The following is a 16,942-nucleotide window of genomic DNA, read 5'->3' on the forward strand; positions in this document are numbered from 1 at the left end:
CTCTTCCGGAACCAACGGAGGTTGTGGTCTTTGTGGCCACCGGCGTGGGTCACGTGCACGGATCGTAGGGTGCCTCGCCTGTCCCGGCTCCCTGCTCACCCCTTTTCCCGGCCACGGGAGGGGTCCATGATGGTGCGACCCCAGGACGAGCCGCCCAACGCCGTGTCGGCCCGAGAGATTGAGTACGTCGTGGTCGCCACCTTCCGCCGTCAGACCCTCGCGGGCGAGATGCTGGTGCTCCAGCTCGCCATCGTCGTGGTGGTGCTGCTGGCCGTCGCCGCGGTGTCCCTCGCGCAGTCGGAGGCGACCTTCAACCGTGTGGAGGGCCGCCGGGTCGCCGCGCTGGCCGAGCAGCTGGCGGCCAACCCCCTGGTCCGCAGCCAGCTCGTACGGCCCGCGCCGCTGGAGGCCCTCGCCCCGCTGGTGAACTCCACACAGACCCAGTCCGGGGTCACCTCCGTGACGGTGACCGACGCCGACGGCCGGATCGTCAGCTCCACGAACCCCACGGCGCTCGGCGACCGACTGGCGCTCGGCGAGGGCGCCGCCGAGGGCCGGGGCTGGTCGGGTTCGCTGACCCTGGACGGCAGCCGCCAGCTCGTGGCCCAGGTGCCGGTACTCGGCGCGACACAGCAGAACCTCGGTCAGTACCTGGGAACGGTGATGATCGGCGAGGCCGACCCGACCGTGTGGCAGCGGCTCAACGGCGCGTCCTCGTACCTGCTCGCCTACCTCGGCATCGCCAGTGGACTCGGCCTGGTGGGCTCCTGGCTGCTGGCCAGACGCGTCAAACGGCAGACCCTGGGCCTCGAACCCCGCGAGATCGCCGGCCTTGCCGAGCACCGTGAGGCGATGCTGTACGGGATCGCCGAGGGCGTGATCGCCCTGGACCCGCAGCACCGGCTCACCCTGGCCAACGACATGGGTCTGCGCCTGCTCGACCTTCCCGAGGACTGCGTGGGCCAGAGCCTGGCCGAGCTCGGCATCGAGGGACGGCTGCGGGACGTCCTGGTGGGCGACCGCAAGGGCGCGCCCCACGAGCGCGACGAGGTCGTGATCAGGCACGGCCGGGTGCTGGTGATGAACCGGATGACCGTGACCAAGGACGGCCGCCCGCTCGGCTCGGTCACCACCCTGCGCGACCGGACCGAACTGGCGCGGCTGGAGCGGGAGATCGGCTCCTTCCGCAGCTCGTCCGAGCTACTGCGCGCGCAGGCCCACGAGTTCGCCAACCAGCTGCACACCATCTCCGGGCTGATCGAGATCGGCGAGGAGGACGAAGTCGTGTGCTACATCCGCGCGTTGAACCAGCGCCGCCAGTCGCTGGACGTCACCCTCAGCCGCCGAGTCCGTGACACCGCCGTCGCCGCCCTGCTCATGGCGAAGGCGTCACTGGCCGCCGAACGGAAGGTGCGGCTGCGGATCTCCGACAGCACCGCGCTCGACCGGCTCGTTCCCGAGGACGCCGCCGATGTGGCGACCGTGGTCGGCAACCTTGTCGACAACGCCGTGGACGCCGCGTCCGTCGCCGGGGTCGCGGGCGAGGCGGACGGCCACGAGGCCTGGGTCGAGGTCGAACTGAGGCAGGACGCCTCCAGCGTGGAGATCGTGGTCCGCGACTCCGGGCCCGGCGTCGCCCCGGAACTCGCCCGGGAGGTCTTCCTGCACGGCTTCACCACCAAGGCGGCCCAGGAGGGCGAGCGGGGTATCGGCCTGGCGCTCACCCGGCTGGTCTGCGAGCGTCACGGTGGTGAGATCTCGGTGACCAACACCCCCGAGGGGGCCATGTTCACCGCACGCATGACCGTCAGCCACCTCACCGACGCGGTGGCGGAAGGAGCGGCCCGATGAAGGGGATGAAAGGCACGTCGGGCAGGCCGGAAACGCCCCGTGGGCCGGGAACGTCCGTCGCGACCGACACGATCGACGTGCTCGTGGTCGACGACGACTTCATGGTGGCCCGAGTCCACCGCACCTTCGTCGAACGCGTCGAGCCGTTCCGGGTCGTCGGTGTCGCCAACACCGGCGAGCAGGCCACCCGCGCCGTCGACGAACTGCACCCGGACCTCGTCCTGCTCGACCTCTACCTGCCGGACGTCTTCGGCCTCGACGTCATCCCCCGCCTGCGCACCTCCGGCCACGACTGCGACGTCATGGTCATCAGCGCCGCACGGGAGGCCGACACGGTCCGCGGCGCCGTCCGCCACGGCGTCGTCGACTACCTCCTCAAACCGTTCGAGTTCGAGGACCTGCGCGCCCGCCTGGAGCGCTACGCCGTCCAGCGCGGCCGCCTGCTCGCCACCGTCGTGCACGGCCAGGCCGACGTGGACCGGGTCCTGGCCGGAGCGACCGTCCCGGCCTCCGCCGCCGGCACCCTCCCCAAGGGCATGAGCGTCGAGACCGCCGAACTGATCGAACGCACCCTCCGCACCGCCGAGGGCACCCTCTCCGCCGCCGAGTGCGCCACCCTGGCCGGCATCTCCCGCGTCAGCGCCCGCCGCTACCTGGAGCACTTCCACACCATCGGCAGCGCGGACGTGACGTTGCGGTACGGGGCGGCGGGGCGGCCCGAGCGGCGGTATCGGTTCCAGAGGTAGCCGGTTCCGGTGTGGTGCGTCAGACGGCGACGACCGTGACGCCCGCCTCCTCGAACCGTCGCACCATGTCCCCGCTCACCGCCACGTCCGTGACCAGCGTGTCCACGGATTTGGTCGCGCAGATCCGGGCGAAGGCCCGTTGCCCCAGCTTGCTGGAGTCGGCGGCGACGATCACGCGTTCGGCCCGCTCGCAGAGCAGGCGGTTGATCGCGGCCTCCGCCTCGTCGGTCGCCGCCGCGCCGTGGGTCACGTCGAGGGCGACCACGCCGAGGACGGCCACGTCGAGGGTGATCTGGCCGAGCACGCCGTCGGCCAGGGGGCCGACGAGCTCGTAGGACTGGGGGCGGGCGACGCCGCCGGTCAGCACGATCTTGAACTGGGGCCGCACCGCCAGCTCGTTGGCGATGTTGAGGGCGTTCGTGACGATCGTCAGGGCGGGCGATCCGGACGCGAGATCACTGCGTACGGCCAGCGCGCGGGCCACCTCGGTGGTGGTTGTGCCGCCGGTCAGGCCGACCGCCTCGCCGGGCGCGACGAGGTCGGCCACCGCCTTCGCGATGCGCTGCTTCTCGGAGGCGTGGCGGGCCGTCTTGTAGCGCAGCGGCAGCTCGTACGAGACGCCGTGCACGACCGCGCCGCCCCGGGTGCGTACGAGCATCTGCTGCTCGGCGAGCTGGTCGAAGTCGCGCCGGATCGTGGCCGCCGACACCGACAGCTCGGCCGCCGCCTCCTCGACGTCCAGCCGGCCCCGCTCCACGAGCAGCTCCAGCAGTGCCTGCCAGCGGGCGTCGCGCGACATCCGCACTCTCCGTCCGTCGATCCGCGTATTGATCCGAACGATCCGTGCGTCGCTCCGTGCAGCGGCCGTTCCCTGATCTTTCGGCGACCCTAACGCACACCGTTCACCCAGGAATGCTTGATTGTGCTCGAAAGCTGGCTATATCTTGCACGAACAATCATCATGACAGGGAGGTCACGGCGTGAGCCACGTGGAGAACGAGCTGAAGAGCCAGCCCGAGTGCTGGGCGCGGGCCGCGGGGGAGGCCGCGCTCCGCGGGGACGTGCTACCCGCCGCCGGGGAGCGGGTAGCCGTCGTCGGCTGCGGCACGTCGTGGTTCATGGCACAGGCCTTCGCGGTGCTGCGCGAGCAGGCGGGGCAGGGCGAGACGGACGCCTTCGCCGCCTCCGAGTTCCCGCACGGCCGCGCGTACGACCGGGTGGTCGCCCTGACCCGCTCCGGCACCACCACCGAGGTGCTCGAACTGCTCGGCCGGCTGAAGGGGCGTACGCGGACGGTCGCGATCACCGCTGATCCGCGAACTTCCGTGATGGAGGCGGCGGACGACATCGCCGTGCTCGACTACGCCGATGAGAAGTCCGTGGTGCAGACGCGGTTCGCGACCACCGCGCTCACCCTGCTGCGGGCGCACCTCGGGCTGCACGGCGACGCCGTTGTCGCCGACGCTCGTACCGCGCTGGCGGAGCCGCTGCCCGAGGGGCTCGTCGACTGCACGCAGTTCACGTTCCTGGGGCGCGGCTGGAGCGTGGGGCTCGCGAACGAGGCCGGGCTCAAGATGCGTGAGGCCTCGCTCGCGTGGACCGAGGCCTATCCGGCGATGGAGTACCGGCACGGGCCGATCAGCGTGACCACCGCGGGAACCGCGACCTGGATGCTCGGCGACGCACCCGAGGGGCTGGCCCAACAGGTCCGTGACACGGGCGCGTTGTGGGTCGGGGGCACGCTCGACCCGCTCGCCGAACTCGTCCGCGCCCAGCGCCTCGCCGTGGCCGTCGCCGCGGCCCGGGGCCTCGATCCCGACCAGCCCCGCCACCTCACCCGCTCGGTCATCCTCACCACGCCCTGAAGGGGGAGTCCATGTCTCTCGCAGCAGCCGGAGAGCTGGTCGCCCGGGCGGCCGCGTCCCGCACCGCCGTCGCGGCGTTCAACGTCATCACGCTGGAACACGTCGAGGCCGTCGTCGCCGGAGCCGAGGTCGCGGACGCGCCCGTCATCCTCCAAGTCAGCGAGAACGCGGTGAAGTTCCGCGGCGGACGGCTGCTCCCGCTGGCCCACGCCGCGAGCGCCGCCGCCGAACACGCCTCCGTACCCGTCGCGTTGCACCTCGACCACGTCCAGAGCGACGAGCTCCTGAGGCAGGCGGCCGGCGCCGGCTTCAGCTCCGTGATGTACGACGCGGCCCGCCTCCCGTACGCCGAGAACCTCGCGGCCACCCGGGCCGCCACCGACTGGGCGCATGCCCAAGGACTGTGGATCGAGGCCGAGTTGGGCGAGGTCGGCGGCAAGACGGGGCAGCCGCCGCTGGACGCCCACGCGGCGGGTGCCCGTACCGATCCGGCCGAGGCGCGCGCCTTCGTCGCCGACTCCGGCGTGGACGCCCTGGCCGTGGCCGTCGGCAGCACACACGCCATGACCACCCGCACCGCCGCCCTCGACCACGACCTCCTCAAACGTCTCGCCGCGGCCCTCGACGTGCCGCTCGTGCTGCACGGCTCGTCCGGTGTGCCGGACGCCGAGCTGAGAGCGGCCGTCGCGGGCGGCATCACGAAGGTGAACGTCGGCACCGCGCTCAACATCGCGATGACCGGTGCGATCAGGGATTACCTCACCGCCCATCCCGAGGCGGTCGACTCCCGCAAGTACCTGACCGTGGGACGGGCGGCGATGGCGGAGACGGTGACCCGGATCATCCGAGTCCTGGGCACCACCGGCTGACACCTCAGCCCGCGTCCACGAGCTTCTCGAAGAAGAACTCGTGCTTGAGGAACGACACGTCGTACTCGCTCCCCGGGTACGGCGGGATCAACTGGGCCGCCTGGAACAGCCGCCAGCCGTCCCGAAGGGCGTCCACCCCGGACTTGTACGGGGGTTCGTCACTGTCGCCGGTGGTGGGCGACGTGCGCCCCGTGCCGTCGTACACCGACCAGCCGACCACCGGCGAGTCCAGTGCCGACGTGGCGAGATAGAGCACCAGAACCTGCTGACGGGTTGTCATGCGACCCTCTCCTGAGGGCGGTTGGAGACGCGCGTCACCCAGTGCTCCAGGTCGAAGGACTCGTCGCCGGTCAGGGACCGCCACAGCAGCACGCGGTTGTAGATCTCCAGCCGGCCGGTGGCGGGCTCGTACCAGGGGAAGGTCGTCGAGAGCTCCTCCGCCACCCGGGGATCACCGAGGGCCGAGGTGTCCCAGAGCCGTCGCTGCCGTACGGTCGGATTGAAGCGGATCTTGAACATGTACCGCACCGCGTCGCTGTCGTTGCGCCGCCCGCCGTGCCACAGGCCGTGGTGCAGAAACACCACGGTGCCGGCCGGGCAGACGAGCCGGGACTGGCCGAGCAGGTTCTGATAGCGGCCGGTGTCCGTTTCGTTCGTGCGCCGCAGATGGCTGCCCGGCACGCTGAGGGTGCCGCCCATGTCGAGGGTCACGTCCTGCGGGTAGTACATCAGCTGGACGTCGAAGGCATCGGTGCGTACGTCGATGATCGCGTCGCCGTGCAGCGGCTGCGCCGCCCCCTCGCGGGGCTCACGGACGTGCACCGCGTGGTGGTCGACGCGCGGGTCCGGTCCGACGAGGCTGCGCAGGGCCCCGGCCACGGCCGGGATGTCGAGGAGCCGCCGGGCGAAGGAGCCCTCGGGGTAGGCGTCCGCCACCGCGCTGCCGTAGGGCACGCCCGGGACGCCCCGACCCAGGAACCCGATCGCCTCGGCGTTCATCTCCGCCGGCACCACCGCGTCGAGGCGCAACGAACCGTGGGCCACGAAATGCGCCATCCGCACCGAGCTCAACAGCGGAGGGACAGGGAGAGGGGCAAGGGCGGCGGGAGGGAGAGGCGGCGGGGGATGCTCGGGATTCGTCATGGTCCGAACGTACGGAGCGGGGCCCGTCCGGCGCGTTGGCCCGTTTCACCACCGCTGGTAGTTTTTCACCATGCGGGAGACGGAGATCCACCTCGGGGAGCCGCCCGTCGTCGCCAACGCGGGCGTCGGCGTGCACGGCGTCGCGAGCCGTACGGACGTCTTCCGGCTGCCGGAGCTGTGGCAACTGCATCTGTACCAGTACGAGGCCGAGCTGACCGTCGACGGCACGGCGCACGTCATCCGCCCCGGCCGAGTCAGCCTCGTACCGCCCGGCGCGACGGTCCGTTACCGCTACCGGGGCCGCTCGGAACACCTGTACGCGCATCTGCGCATCGCCCCCGCAGGGTCGCCGCGCACCGTGCCCGTGATGCAGGACGCCGGACCCGAACTGCCCATGCTGACCGGGCTGTTGCTCCAGGCGGTCGCCTCCGTGCCGGGCGAGCCGGAGCGAACCAGGGCGGAGATCTGGACCGCCCTGTGGCGCATCGCCCATCTCGCTCCGGCGGCCGAGCGGCCCGGACCGCACCCCGCCGTCACCGCCGCGATCGCCTACGTCGAGGCGAACCTCGCCGCCCCGCTCACCGTGCCCGCCGTGGCCCACGCCGCGGGCGTCTCGCACAACCACCTGACCCGGCTCTTCCGCGCCACCACGGGAGGCACCGTCGTCGCGTACATCCGGCGCCGCAGGCTCGACCGCGCCCACCACCTGCTGCGGGCCTCGACCCTGTCGATCCCGGCGGTCGCCGCGTCGGTCGGCATCCCCGACCTCCAGGCCTTCAACAAGGCGTGCCGACGAGAACTGGGAGCGTCCCCGCGAGCCCTGCGCGGCGAGCCGAGCGCCGCCTGAGCCCCATCGCGCGCCTGCCGCCTGCGAACGCCCCTCAGGACTCCGCGGACTCCTTGACAGCCTTCAGAACCACGAACTTCGCGTCGCTCGCGACCAGTCGGCTGTTGCCGAAGAGACGGCGCAGCTTCACGTGGTAGCCGAGATGGCGGTTGCCGACGACCCACAGCTCGCCACCCGGCCGCAGCGCCCGGCGTGCCCCGGTGAACATCCGCCAGGCGGTGGCGTCGGACGTCGCCTGGTGCGAGTGGAAGGGCGGATTGTTGAGTACGAGGTCGACGCTCGCGTCCGGAACGCCCTCCAGCCCGTCGCCGACGCGGAACTCCGCCTTGCCGTACTCCACCGTGTCGTCGGTGTTCGCCCAGTACGTCGCCTCCGCCGAGGTCACCGCCTGGTACGACTCGTCCAGGAACAGCGTCTCGGCCCGAGGCCGCGCCAGCGCCATCGCCGTACCGACGACTCCGTTGCCGCAGCCCAGGTCCACGACGCGCTCGGCCCCGCCCTCGTACGGCAGGTGCTGGAGGAAGAACCTGGTGCCGATGTCGAGTCGCTCGGCGCAGAAGACGCCCGCGTGGTTGACGACCTTACGGCCGGAGGCGGGACCGATTCCCTCGGGCAGCGTGTAGCTGTGCGGCCACGGGTTGGCCTGTCTGGTGATCCCCGGATTCGGCGTGCAGAAGATCAGCCGGGCCTTCTTCTCGGCCAGCGAGGTCCGGGTGGGGCCGATGATCCGCTCGAAGAGCTTCAGCGTGGAGGTGTGGATCTCCTTCACCATGCCGGTGCCGATGACGACCGTCCCCTCGTGCACGGCGGGCGCCAGGCGCAGCAACTGGTCCTCCAGGAGCGCGAGGCTCTTAGGCACCCGCACCAGCAGCACGTCGACGCGGTCGACCGGCGGGTCCTGGGTGGTGAGGAGGCGTACGGAGTCCTGGTCCGCGCCGTTGCGCGCCAGATTGGCGCGGGTCGCCTCCCGGGTGAGGAACGAGTCGGTGATCTGCACCGGCCGGTGCGCCTGAAGGGCTGTGGTGAGGGCACCCCACCGGTCGCCGACCACGACCACCGTGCCGTCGAGTGCCTGGTCGCCGTCCGCGAGATGCTTCAGCAGATACTCGTCGGAGGCGTCCCACGCTCGGAGCTGGTCACGGGAGTCCTCGGGGAAGCGGGCCAGCTGCAGCTCGGCCGAGGGGGTCGTCATACGGTCGGTCATTGAGTCCAGGCTATCCGAGGCGCAGCTCAGGGGGTTCCCGGCGTCCATCGGGGGCCGTGCGCGAGGATGGGAGCCATGGACGCCGAGTTGTTCCCCCGCGCCCGTACGGAGATCGCGCCGGGCGCCGTGCACCTGCCGGACTGGCTGAGTCCCGCGCGCCAGAGCGAGCTCCTCGACGCCTGCCGTGCCTGGGCACTCCCGCCCGCGGGGCTGCGCACGGTCCGCACACCGGGCGGCGGCACGATGACGTCCCGGCAGGTCTGCCTCGGCTGGCACTGGTACCCGTACGGGTACGCGCGCGCGGTCGTCGACGGGGACGGGACGCCGGTGAAGGAGTTCCCCGAGTGGCTGGGGGAGCTGGGGCGCCGGGCAGCCACCGACGCGCTCGGACCGGAGGCGGCCACGACGGCGGCGTACGACATCGCACTGATCAACTTCTACGACGCCGACGCCCGCATGGGCATGCACCGCGACAGCGACGAGAAATCCGACGCCCCGGTGGTGTCGCTGAGCCTCGGCGACACCTGCGTCTTCCGCTTCGGCAACACTGGGTCGCGGACCCGCCCCTACACCGACGTGGAACTGCGCAGCGGCGACCTGTTCGTGTTCGGCGGCGCCGCCCGGCTCGCGTACCACGGGGTGCCGCGCGTGCACGCGGGCACGGCGCCACCAGAGTTGGGCCTGACCGGCCGCCTGAACGTCACGTTGCGGGTGAGTGGCCTCTAGGCCGGTGGGTTCATCCGGCTCGTCCGGCTTCGTTGAGGTCGTTGCCCTGGCCACGGGACGACCGGATCATGGGAGACTCGCCCTCATGAGCGGCAATGCGGCCCCCAGAGCGGCGGGAGAAGGAAGCACCAGGACACGCCTGGACCGGGGGCGGGGTGCGCTGGGGCCCGCCCTGGAACTCGTGCACACCGGACGCGCGCCCACACGGGCCGTACTCACCGCAGAGCTCGGCGTCACTCGAGCGACCGCAGGCGCGGTCGCCGCGGAACTCGAAGCGCTCGGACTGATCCACGTCGACGCGCGCCCCGGCGCGGCCGCCGGCTCGCAGGGCCGCCCCTCGCACCGTCTCGAACTCGCCGAGGACGGCCCCGTGGCCCTCGCCGCCCAGGTGCACGCCGACGGCTTCCGCGCCGCCCTGGTCGGCCTCGGCGGCCGTCTCGTCGCGACCGCCCCCGGCTGCGAGACAGTCGACGCCGACCCGGCCAAGGTGCTCGGCTCGGTCGTCGAGGCGGGCGCCGAACTGCTCCGGGAGACCGGACGCCGCTGCGTGGGCGCGGGCCTCGCCGTACCGTCGGCCGTCGCCGAACCCGAGGGCACCGCCCTCAACCCCCTCCACCTGGCCTGGCCCGCCGGCGCACCCGTACGGGAGATCTTCGCGGAGCGCGTCCGCGCCGCCGGGATCACCGGGCCGGCGTTCGCGGCCAACGACGTCAACCTCGCCGCACTCGCCGAGCACCGCCACGGCGCGGGCCGCGGCTCCCGCGACCTGCTGTGCGTGGCGACCGGACACCGAGGAGTCGGCGGCGCGCTCGTCCTCGACGGGCGTCTGCACATGGGCAGTTCTGGGCTCGCGCTGGAGGTCGGACACCTCACCGTCAATCCGGAGGGGCGCCCCTGCCACTGCGGCAGTCGCGGCTGCCTGGACGTCGAGGCGGACCCGCTGGCGTTCCTGACGGCGGCGGGCCGCGACCCCGGCCCCGAGGTGTCGCTGCTCCAGCAGTCCAACGACCTGATCCGCAACCAGTACGCCGACCCGACCGTACGCACGGCCGTCGAGGCCCTCATCGACCGGCTCGGCCTGGGCCTCGCGGGCCTGGTCAACATCCTCAACCCGGACCGCATCATCCTCGGCGGGCTGCACCGAACCCTCCTCGACGCGGACCCCGAGCGGCTGCGCGCCGTGGTGGCCGACCGGAGCCTGTGGGGCCAGAGCGGCGGCGTCCCGATCCTCGCCTGCACGCTGGACCACAACAGCCTGGTGGGAGCGGCCGAGCTGGCGTGGCAGCCGGTCCTCGACGACCCGATCGCGGCGCTGGCCCAGGTGTGACACCTGTGGCCCCTTCAGGGGCGCGGGGAACTGCGCGACCAGCCGCAACCAGTCCGCAGCCGAAGAACGCACACGCAGTACCCGCGCTCGCACGAACACACTCGCAGCGGACCCCTCACCACTCGACAGCGAAGGCCAGTCCGGGGTTGACCGTCAGAACCCGCTCCACCAACGCCGCCCCCAGGGCGAGTTCGAGCCGAGGGCGAACCCGACGCAGCAGATACGGCATGCCGGGGCCGCCGTCGACCGATCGGGCCCCGGCCGTCGTCGTGTCCCCGCCGAGCAGCAGCCGATCCCCGAACCCGGCCTCGGCGAGGGCCCGTACGGCATCGGGCATCCGCCAGTCCGTCGCGTGGTTCGCCCGTGAGGGCCCGTCAAAAGCCAGATAGGCACCGGCCTCCGCGGCCTGCCGGTGCACCATCAGATCAGGCGAGCGGTTGAGGTGCCCGAGGATCACCCGGTCCGGCGGCACCCCCAACTCACCGCACAGCAGGTCGAGTACGTCGAGCGCGCCCGTACCGAGTTCCAGATGTACGGCGATGGGCGCCCCCGTCGCGTGATGCGCCTCGGCCGCCGCGGTCATCGTCCAGCGGGCGTGCGCGTCGAGGGCGTGGAAGCCGCCGGCGACTTTGATGAACCCCGCCCGGACCCCTGACGTGGCCAGGCCCTCCGTCAGCTCGGCCACGAAGAGGTGCGCGAGACCGTTCCGTAGTCGGTCGATCAACTCGGGGGCGTAGTGGGCGGCTTGGTGCAGTCCGGTGGCGGCCACGATGTGGACCCCGGTGGCGCGGGAGAGCAGCGGAAGATCGGCGGCCCGCCGCCCCAGCCCGTACGGCGTCCACTGCACGACGCTTCCGCCGCCCGCCTCGCGGAACGCCACCAGCTCGGCCGTCGCCGCGGACGCGTCACGCAACTCCTGACCAGGGAGTCGCGGACTGCTGAGGAAGAGATGGTCGTGCGCGTCGCACACCCCCAACTCCGTTGGGAGGACGTCACCGAGAACCGTCCGCACGGTACCGGCCGCACGGACCGGACGCGCCCCAGGCGCCGCCGCAGGCGTCGTGTTCACCACTGCCGCCCCCGCCGGAGCCGGTCACGCTCCGGCGCCGAGAGATGCAGCACCCGGTACACCTCACCGGCCGCCTTGGGCGGGTCATGGGCCCAGAGCGAGAAGTGCACGACCTCCCAGTGACGCGGGTCGACGGCGACAGCGGCACAGACGACTCCGTCCAGCGAGGCCAGCCGCCCGGTCACCCGCATCGCCTCCTCCGTCACCTCGGCGAGCGGTGCCCCCTCCGGAATGCTCACGCGCCGACGCACCGCGACCTCGGGTGTGGCACCGGCGGCGTTCCCGTCCTCGTACGCGAGACCCGTCCAGTGCTGCACCTCAGGGCGCCCGAAATCGTTCACGAGGCCCTGGAATCCCGGCCCCCAGAGGAAGGAGTTCATGCCTTCCGGCGTGTGCCACAGATAGAACGGCGCGTACTGGTTGACCTGGGAGCCGTGCACTCCGCGTTCGCGCAGCAGGTAGGCCTTGAGGCCGAGTCCGTCCCAGCCGTCGAGCAGATGTCCGACGCGGGCGACCCGGCCGCGGATGATGTCCATGTCGTAGTCGGCGGGCAGGTTTATCTCGTACTGCATGGCGTGCATCGATGCCTCCAACGGCTCACGGCTGACGGCTCACGGGTTGACGGTTCAACGGCCGCAACCGGCTTTCGTCGGCTCTAACCGTCCGTAGGTGCAGGGGAGTTGAGGGCCAGCAGCGACAGCAGTCCGCGAACTCCCGTGTCGAACGCGGCGGTCGAGCCGGAGGCGCGCGCCAGCACATAGCCGCCCTGGACCGTGGCGACGATCGTCGCGGCGATCTCCTCGCCGTCCAGCGAGGGCGCGAACTCGCCCCGCTCCTGCCCCTCCTCGACAAGCCCCGCGAGCCGCTCGCGCAGCCAGTCCAGCGTCTCGTCGACGGGCGCGCGCAGCTCCTCGCTCGCGATGACGTCCGGGTCCATGGTCAGCCGCCCGATCGGGCAGCCGCGCAGGACATCGCGCTCACGACGCAGATACGCCTCGACACGCTCGTACGGAGAACCCGGGCCGCCGAGTACTCCCTCGGCGGTAGCGCGCATCTCCTCCGCCGTACGCCGGATCGCGGCGAGTGCCAGATCGGGCTTGCCCGCGAAGTGGTGGTACATGCTGCCCTGCCCCGCCCCGGCCTGCTGCTGGATCGCCTTCGGGCTCGTGCCCACGTACCCCCGCTCCCACAACAGCTCGCGCGTGGCCTCGATCAACCGCTCCGGAGTGCTCATGAAATCACTGTACATACTAGTAGGTACAGAATCGAGAGGGCAGCCGAGGGAGCAGCGGAGCACCCCGTTCCTACTCCCGCGGAGGTACGCGTACTGCCGCTGGCCGTACGACGACCCGGACCCCCTCCCGGCGCGAGTCTCGAAGCATCACCGGAACACCCACCGAGGAGATGACTTCAGATGCAGACCCTGGCGCACTGGGACGGCGGGCCCGGCCCGTGGATCCTTCTCTTCCCGCTGATCTGGGCGGCCGTCGTGATCGGCGTCGTGACCGTCCTCCGCCGTACCGTCTGGCGCGGCCGTCGTGGCCCGTGGCGCGGTATGGACCGCACCGCGATGGACGTCCGCCCGACCGGCGACTCGCCGATCGCGATGCTCGGCCGGCGCTTCGCCTCCGGCGAGATCGACGAGGACGAGTACTGGCGTCGGCTCTCCGTCCTGGACGAGCAGTTCGGACGCACCGACCTCGGTCGTACGGGTATGGGCAAGGGCGGTGCGGCATGAGCACCGCGACCGCCACGAAGGCCACGCGGACCGCGGCACGTGTCGCCGACGCCGTGAAGGTGTACGGCAGCGGCGACACCGCCGTCCGGGCCCTGGACGGGGTGAGCGTCACCTTTCGGGCCGGACGCTTCACCGCGATCATGGGGCCCTCGGGCTCCGGCAAGTCCACCCTGATGCACTGCGCGGCCGGCCTGGACACCCTCACCTCGGGCGCGGCGTTCATCGGCGACACCGAACTGAGCAGCCTCGACGACCGCCGCCTCACACTGCTGCGGCGCGACCGCATCGGCTTCGTCTTCCAGGCCTTCAACCTGGTACCGACGCTGACCGTCGCGGAGAACATCACGCTGCCCATGGACCTCGCGGGCCGCCGGGGCGACGCCTCGTCGCAGGAGTGGATCGACGCGCTGGTCGATGTCGTCGGACTGCGCGACCGGCTGCACCACCGGCCCTCCGAACTCTCCGGCGGCCAGCAGCAACGCGTGGCCGTGGCAAGGGCGTTCGCCGGACAGCCCGACGTCGTCTTCGCCGACGAGCCCACCGGCAACCTCGACTCGCGCTCCGGCGAGGAGGTCCTGAACCTTCTCGGCCGGGCCGTACGCCAGATGGACCGCACGGTCGTCATGGTTACCCACGACCCGGTCGCCGCCGCACATGCCGATGAGGTCGTCTTCCTCGCCGACGGCCGACTCGTCGACCGGATGGAAGCCCCCACGGCCGACAAGGTCCTGGACCGCATGAAGGCCTTCGACAGCAAGGGGGCGCCGCCGTCATGAACGCCTTCGACAGCAACAGCAACAGCAAGGGAGCGCAGTCGTCATGAACGCCTCCGTGCGCATCAGCGTCTCGTCCCTGCGCGCCCACAAGCGCCGCTTCGCCGGTACGTTCCTGGCGGTGCTCCTCGGTGTCGCCTTCCTGGCCGGCACCCTCGTCATGGGCGACACCCTGCGCGCCAGCTTCGACACGATGTTCGGCAACGCCACGAGCGGCACCGACGCCGTCGTCCGCAGTGCCGGCACCATCACCACGCCGGGCGAGAACCAGGGCGTACGGCAGCCCGTCGACACCGACCTGGCGACGGCCGTCGAGAAGGCTCCGGGGGTCGCGGCCGCCGAGCCCGACATCCAGGGTGCAGGACAGCTCGTCGGCGCCAACGGCAAGCCCATCGGCGGCCAGGGCCCGCCCACCCTCGCGGGCAACTGGATCGACGACCCGAAGCTCAACTCGTACCAACTGGCCGAAGGCCGCGCCCCATCGAAGTCCGGCGAGGTCGTCGTCAACCGCGGTGCCGCCGAGAAGGGCGACCTGAAGATCGGCGACACGACGACCCTGCGGACGCCCGACCCGGTCAAGGTGACCATCGTCGGCCTGGCGACCTTCGGTGGCGAGGACGGCATGGCCCAGGTGACCTACACCGGCATGACGCGGTCCGACGCCGAGAAGTACCTGACCGCGAAGCCCGGCGAGGCCGCGAGCATCCTGGTGCGGGCCGGGCCCGGCACCGGTCAGCAGGAACTCGTCGACGCCCTGACTCCCGTACTGCCCAAGGGGGTTGAGGCGATCACCGGCCAGGAGCTGGCCGCGGAGAACACCGACATGATCTCCGGCCAGTTCCTGTCGCTCTTCACCACCTTCCTGCTGGTGTTCTCCGGTGTGGCGCTGCTGGTCGCGACCTTCTCCATCCACAACACCTTCGCGATCGTCGTCGCCCAACGCACCCGCGAGAACGCCCTGTTGCGCGCTCTCGGCGCCTCACGCCGGCAGGTCACCGCGTCGACCCTGGTCGAGGCGAGCGTCGTCGCCGTGGTCGCGTCCGCCGCTGGGCTCGCGGGCGGCATCGGAATCGCGGCGGGACTCCAGGCACTGTTCCCGGCCATCGGATTCCCGTTCCCCGAGGGCGACTTGGTGATCAGCGGACTGTCCATGACCCTTCCGCTCGCGGTCGGTATCGTGGTCTGCATCGGCTCCGCGCTGCTGCCCGCAGTACGCGCCGGGCGCACCGCACCACTGGCAGCCCTGCGGGAGACGGCCGTCGACCAGTCCGGCGCGTCCCGCACCCGCGCCGTGGTGGGCACCGGTCTCGCGGCGCTGGCGGTCGCCGTCACGCTGACCGGCGTCATCGTCAGCCCGTCCCTGTGGCTCGCGGGAATCGGCGCGATCCTGGCGCTCGCCGCCTTCGTGGTCCTCGGCCCGGTCGCCTCGACCACCGCCGTACGTGTCCTCGGCAGCCCGCTCGACAGGCTGCGTGGAGTCACCGGCGGCCTGGCCAGGCGCAACGCCCTGCGCAGCCCCAAGCGGACCGCGGCCACGGCCAGCGCGCTGATGATCGGCGTCGCCGTCGTCTCCTTGTTCACCGTCTTCGGCGCCTCGCTGAAGGCCACCATGGACCAGACGGTGTCCCGGTCCTTCGCGGGCGACGTCGCGGTGAGCACCCCGTCGTTCGGCGCGGGCGGCAGCGGACTGAGCCCGCGGCTCGCCCCCGCGATCGCCGAGCGGCCCGAGGTCGACACGGCGGTCGGACTCGGCCGCGGTGTCGCCGAAGTCGACGGCAAGGGGCGGGCGTTGACCGTCACCGACCCGGTCGCGCTGGAGCGCACCTTCGACCTCGGCGACGTACAGGGCTCGATGCGCGACCTCGGCGACGACGGCATCGCCATCACCGAGAACGAGGCCGACAAGCAGGGCCTCAAGACCGGCGACACCGCCCGACTGGCCTTCACCGACGGCAAGAAGCAGACCTTCACGGTCCGCGCGGTCTACGGCCGGTCCGAGCTCGCGGGCGACTACGTCATCACCCGCGACGCCTGGGCCCCGCACCGCACCCAGGACTCCGACACGCTCGTGGCCGTCACCTTCAAGGACGGCGTGAGCGCGGCCGACGGGAAGGCGGCGGTGGAGAAGGTCGCGACGGCGTACGGCAATCCGGAGGTGCAGACCCGCGACGAGTACGCGCAGTCCTCGGCCGGCGGCATCGACATGATGCTCACCCTGGTCTACGCGCTCCTCGCGCTCGCGGTGCTCATCGCACTGCTCGGCATCGCCAACACGCTGACCCTCGCGGTCCACGAACGCACCCGCGAACTCGGCCTGTTGAGGGCCGTCGGGCAGACAAGGGCGCAACTGCGGGCCATGGTCCGCTGGGAGTCAGTGCTGGTCGCCGCGTTCGGCACGGTGGGCGGACTCGCACTCGGCGGATTCCTCGGGTGGGTGCTCGTCAAGGCATCCGACGGAGCGTCCGACAGCGCCTTCGCCTTCGCGATGCCGCCGTTCCAGCTCACCGTGGTGGCCCTCGTGGGGGTCGCGGCCGGAGCCCTCGCGGGCCTGCGCCCGGCCCGGCGGGCGGCACGCCTCGACGTACTGCGCGCCATCGCCACCGAGTAGACGGGTGGGCGTGCCGGCTCCGTCGCATGGACGGACCGGTACGCCCTCGCCACCGAGTGGACCGAACAACGGGCCTTCGCCACCGAGCGGCGGACCTTCGCCAACGATCGGCGGACCTTCGCCACCGAGCGGCGGACCTTCGCCAACGATCGGCGCAGGAGGCCCCGGTCACCGCC

The 16,942-nt window shown here is 71.8% G+C and carries 17 protein-coding genes; 10 read left to right on the plus strand and 7 right to left on the minus strand.

Translation table 11 applies throughout. The features are described from left to right. Positions 1 to 189 precede the first annotated feature (189 nt). Both QF035_RS47535 and QF035_RS47540 read left to right on the plus strand, forming a co-directional pair. Complete coding sequence (locus QF035_RS47535; RefSeq protein WP_307531909.1) at positions 190 to 1,851, plus strand: sensor histidine kinase; 1,662 nt, start codon at positions 190 to 192, stop codon at positions 1,849 to 1,851. Between the two features lie 5 nt (positions 1,852 to 1,856). Next, positions 1,857 to 2,597, plus strand: coding sequence for a response regulator (locus QF035_RS47540; protein WP_307531911.1), 741 nt, complete (start codon positions 1,857 to 1,859; stop codon positions 2,595 to 2,597). A gap of 19 nt (positions 2,598 to 2,616) precedes the next feature. Here the strand turns inward: QF035_RS47540 and QF035_RS47545 are convergent, their stop codons facing one another. Further along, a complete protein-coding gene (locus tag QF035_RS47545) occupies positions 2,617 to 3,396 on the minus strand; it encodes a DeoR/GlpR family DNA-binding transcription regulator (RefSeq protein ID WP_307528426.1) in 780 nt (259 codons plus the stop codon). 181 nt (positions 3,397 to 3,577) lie between these two features. On the opposite strand from QF035_RS47545, the gene QF035_RS47550 reads away from it, so the two are divergent. Together QF035_RS47550 and QF035_RS47555 are read left to right on the plus strand one after the other, a co-directional pair. Next, a complete protein-coding gene (locus QF035_RS47550; RefSeq protein WP_307528427.1) occupies positions 3,578 to 4,462 on the plus strand; it encodes an SIS domain-containing protein in 885 nt (294 codons plus the stop codon). Between the two features lie 11 nt (positions 4,463 to 4,473). Next, positions 4,474 to 5,331, plus strand: a complete 858-nt coding sequence (locus QF035_RS47555) for a class II fructose-bisphosphate aldolase (protein ID WP_307528428.1) — start codon at positions 4,474 to 4,476, stop codon at positions 5,329 to 5,331. 4 nt (positions 5,332 to 5,335) lie between these two features. Here the strand turns inward: QF035_RS47555 and QF035_RS47560 are convergent, their stop codons facing one another. Both QF035_RS47560 and QF035_RS47565 read right to left on the minus strand, forming a co-directional pair. Then, positions 5,336 to 5,611, minus strand: coding sequence for a hypothetical protein (locus tag QF035_RS47560; protein WP_307528429.1), 276 nt, complete (start codon positions 5,609 to 5,611; stop codon positions 5,336 to 5,338). After that, entirely contained in the window at positions 5,608 to 6,387 is a 780-nt protein-coding gene (locus QF035_RS47565; RefSeq protein ID WP_307528430.1) for a phytanoyl-CoA dioxygenase family protein, read from the minus strand. Before QF035_RS47565 ends, QF035_RS47560 begins: the two co-directional genes overlap by 4 nt. A gap of 157 nt (positions 6,388 to 6,544) precedes the next feature. Between QF035_RS47565 and QF035_RS47570 the strand changes: the two genes are divergently transcribed. Continuing rightward, positions 6,545 to 7,321, plus strand: a complete 777-nt coding sequence (locus QF035_RS47570) for an AraC family transcriptional regulator (protein ID WP_307528431.1) — start codon at positions 6,545 to 6,547, stop codon at positions 7,319 to 7,321. A 34-nt stretch (positions 7,322 to 7,355) separates the two neighbouring features. Here the strand turns inward: QF035_RS47570 and QF035_RS47575 are convergent, their stop codons facing one another. Continuing rightward, on the minus strand, positions 7,356 to 8,525 hold the full coding sequence (locus QF035_RS47575) for a methyltransferase (protein ID WP_307528433.1): 1,170 nt from the start codon (positions 8,523 to 8,525) through the stop codon (positions 7,356 to 7,358). Positions 8,526 to 8,600: 75 nt separating this feature from the next. Between QF035_RS47575 and QF035_RS47580 the strand changes: the two genes are divergently transcribed. Both QF035_RS47580 and QF035_RS47585 read left to right on the plus strand, forming a co-directional pair. Then, a complete protein-coding gene (locus tag QF035_RS47580; protein WP_307528434.1) occupies positions 8,601 to 9,251 on the plus strand; it encodes an alpha-ketoglutarate-dependent dioxygenase AlkB family protein in 651 nt (216 codons plus the stop codon). Positions 9,252 to 9,336: 85 nt separating this feature from the next. Beyond that, the gene (locus tag QF035_RS47585) at positions 9,337 to 10,578 is read left to right on the plus strand and encodes an ROK family protein (protein WP_307528437.1); all 1,242 of its coding nucleotides are present in this window, start codon (positions 9,337 to 9,339) and stop codon (positions 10,576 to 10,578) included. A 115-nt stretch (positions 10,579 to 10,693) separates the two neighbouring features. Here the strand turns inward: QF035_RS47585 and QF035_RS47590 are convergent, their stop codons facing one another. The 3 genes from QF035_RS47590 to QF035_RS47600 all read right to left on the minus strand — a co-directional run bounded on the left by QF035_RS47590 (position 10,694) and on the right by QF035_RS47600 (position 12,881). Next, on the minus strand, positions 10,694 to 11,548 hold the full coding sequence (locus QF035_RS47590; RefSeq protein WP_307528438.1) for a phosphotriesterase family protein: 855 nt from the start codon (positions 11,546 to 11,548) through the stop codon (positions 10,694 to 10,696). 95 nt (positions 11,549 to 11,643) lie between these two features. Next, positions 11,644 to 12,228, minus strand: a complete 585-nt coding sequence (locus QF035_RS47595) for a DUF4865 family protein (protein WP_307528441.1) — start codon at positions 12,226 to 12,228, stop codon at positions 11,644 to 11,646. Positions 12,229 to 12,302: 74 nt separating this feature from the next. Then, positions 12,303 to 12,881, minus strand: coding sequence for a TetR/AcrR family transcriptional regulator (locus QF035_RS47600; RefSeq protein ID WP_307528442.1), 579 nt, complete (start codon positions 12,879 to 12,881; stop codon positions 12,303 to 12,305). Between the two features lie 180 nt (positions 12,882 to 13,061). On the opposite strand from QF035_RS47600, the gene QF035_RS47605 reads away from it, so the two are divergent. The 3 genes from QF035_RS47605 to QF035_RS47615 are packed head-to-tail and all read left to right on the plus strand — an operon-like array spanning position 13,062 to position 16,766. Then, positions 13,062 to 13,385 carry an SHOCT domain-containing protein gene (locus QF035_RS47605; protein ID WP_307528443.1) on the plus strand — a complete coding sequence of 108 codons (324 nt, stop codon included), beginning with the start codon at positions 13,062 to 13,064 and terminating at the stop codon, positions 13,383 to 13,385. After that, positions 13,382 to 14,161 (plus strand): ABC transporter ATP-binding protein, encoded by a 780-nt coding sequence (locus QF035_RS47610; protein WP_307528444.1) that lies wholly within the window; start codon positions 13,382 to 13,384, stop codon positions 14,159 to 14,161. Before QF035_RS47605 ends, QF035_RS47610 begins: the two co-directional genes overlap by 4 nt. 43 nt (positions 14,162 to 14,204) lie before the next feature. Beyond that, the gene (locus QF035_RS47615; protein WP_307528446.1) at positions 14,205 to 16,766 is read left to right on the plus strand and encodes an ABC transporter permease; all 2,562 of its coding nucleotides are present in this window, start codon (positions 14,205 to 14,207) and stop codon (positions 16,764 to 16,766) included. Positions 16,767 to 16,942: the final 176 nt, after the last annotated feature.

It is taken from the genome of Streptomyces umbrinus (assembly GCF_030817415.1).
GTDB lineage: Bacteria > Actinomycetota > Actinomycetes > Streptomycetales > Streptomycetaceae > Streptomyces > Streptomyces umbrinus_A.